The organism is Dactylosporangium sp. NPDC050588 (assembly GCF_040654975.1).
Lineage (GTDB): Bacteria > Actinomycetota > Actinomycetes > Mycobacteriales > Micromonosporaceae > Dactylosporangium > Dactylosporangium maewongense.
In genome coordinates this window covers 1,312-3,799 of record NZ_JBFAJA010000181.1, presented here as the reverse complement: position 1 = coordinate 3,799, position 2,488 = coordinate 1,312, and the positions used below count along the sequence as shown (strand labels likewise).

The window sequence follows — 2,488 nt, the reverse complement described above, 5'->3', positions numbered from 1 at the left end:
GGGGTGACGGCGTGCCTTTTGAAGAATGAGCCTGCGAGTTAGTGATACGTGGCGAGGTTAACCCGTGTGGGGGAGCCGTAGCGAAAGCGAGTCTGAATAGGGCGTTCAGTCGCGTGTCCTAGACCCGAAGCGGAGTGATCTAGCCATGGGCAGGCTGAAGCGCGGGTAAGACCGCGTGGAGGGCCGAACCCACCAACGTTGAAAAGTTGGGGGATGATCTGTGGTTAGGGGTGAAAGGCCAATCAAACTCCGTGATAGCTGGTTCTCCCCGAAATGCATTTAGGTGCAGCGTCACGTGTTTCTTGCCGGAGGTAGAGCACTGGATGGCCTAGGGGGCCTACAAGCTTACTGAAGTCAACTAAACTCCGAATGCCGGTAAGTGAGAGCGTGGCAGTGAGACTGCGGGGGATAAGCTTCGTAGTCGAGAGGGAAACAGCCCAGATCACCAGCTAAGGCCCCTAAGCGTGTGCTAAGTGGTAAAGGATGTGGGGTCGCATAGACAACCAGGAGGTTGGCTTAGAAGCAGCCACCCTTGAAAGAGTGCGTAATAGCTCACTGGTCAAGTGGTTCCGCGCCGACAATGTAGCGGGGCTCAAGCACACCGCCGAAGCTGTGGCATTCACATGATAACCCGGCCGATGGGCTTGCCCTGAGGTCCAGGTGTGTGGATGGGTAGGGGAGCGTCGTGTCACCAGTGAAGCGGCGGAGTGATCCAGCCGTGGAGGTGACGCGAGTGAGAATGCAGGCATGAGTAGCGAAAGCAGGGTGAGAAACCCTGCCGCCGGATGACCAAGGGTTCCAGGGCCAGGCTAATCCGCCCTGGGTGAGTCGGGGCCTAAGGCGAGGCCGAGAGGCGTAGTCGATGGATAACGGGTTGATATTCCCGTACCCGCGTAGAAGCGTCCATGCTGAACCTTCATGTACTAACCTCCGGATTCCTTGAAGCCTTCGGGTGGATGGGTTGATGTTGGGAACTTGTGGGGTAGTAGGCAAGCGATGGGGTGACGCAGGAGGGTAGCTGGACCCGGCCGGTGGTTGTGCCGGGGCAAGCGTGTAGCCCGCAGTGTAGGCAAATCCGCACTGCTTGAGGGTGAGACGTGAAGCGGAGCCGTTTCAGGCGAAGTCAGTGATCCCATGCTGCCGAGAAAAGCCTCTAGCGAGTTTCGAGCGGCCCGTACCCCAAACCGACACAGGTGGTCAGGTAGAGAATACCGAGGCGATCGGGCGAACTGTGGTTAAGGAACTCGGCAAATTGCCCCCGTAACTTCGGGAGAAGGGGGGCCACCGATGGTGAGACCACGTGCTGGTGGAGCGGTTGGTGGCCGCAGAGACCAGGGGGAAGCGACTGTTTACTAAAAACACAGGTCCATGCTAAGTCGTAAGACGATGTATATGGACTGACGCCTGCCCGGTGCTGGAACGTTAAGGGGACCTGTTAGTCCTTCGGGGCGAAGCGGAGAACTTAAGCGCCAGTAAACGGCGGTGGTAACTATAACCATCCTAAGGTAGCGAAATTCCTTGTCGGGTAAGTTCCGACCTGCACGAATGGCGTAACGACTTCCCCACTGTCTCAACCACAGGCCCGGCGAAATTGCATTACGAGTAAAGATGCTCGTTACGCGCGGCAGGACGGAAAGACCCCGGGACCTTCACTATAGCTTGACATTGGTACTCGAATTCGATTGTGTAGGATAGGTGGGAGCCGGTGAAGCGGCCACGCCAGTGGTTGTGGAGGCAAGCTTGAAATACCACTCTGTTGGATTTGGGTATCTAACTTCGGACCGTGATCCGGTTCAGGGACAGTGTCTGGTGGGTAGTTTAACTGGGGCGGTTGCCTCCTAAAATGTAACGGAGGCGCCCAAAGGTTCCCTCAGCCTGGTTGGCAATCAGGTGTTGAGTGCAAGTGCACAAGGGGGCTTGACTGTGAGACTGACAGGTCGAGCAGGGACGAAAGTCGGGACTAGTGATCCGGCACTGGCAGGTGGAAGCGGTGTCGCTCAACGGATAAAAGGTACCCCGGGGATAACAGGCTGATCTTCCCCAAGAGTCCATATCGACGGGATGGTTTGGCACCTCGATGTCGGCTCGTCGCATCCTGGGGCTGGAGTAGGTCCCAAGGGTTGGGCTGTTCGCCCATTAAAGCGGTACGCGAGCTGGGTTTAGAACGTCGTGAGACAGTTCGGTCCCTATCCGCCGCGCGCGTAGGATACTTGAGAAGGGCTGTCCCTAGTACGAGAGGACCGGGACGGACGAACCTCTGGTGTGCCAGTTGTTCTGCCAAGAGCACGGCTGGTTGGCTACGTTCGGAAGGGATAACCGCTGAAAGCATCTAAGCGGGAAGCTCGCTTCGAGATGAGGTATCCCACCCCTTGAGGGTTAAGGCCCCCAGTTAGACCACTGGGTTGATAGGCCGGAAGTGGAAGCCTGGTAACAGGTTTGAGCTGACCGGTACTAATAGGCCGAGGACTTGACCTCATACAACAAAGCT

1 rRNA gene (cut by a window edge) is annotated in these 2,488 nt (G+C 57.1%); it reads left to right on the top strand.

The features are described from left to right. Nucleotides 1–2,475: ribosomal RNA gene (locus AB0I21_RS56845) — 23S ribosomal RNA — on the top strand (it extends 731 nt beyond the left edge of the window). Nucleotides 2,476–2,488 lie beyond the last annotated feature (13 nt).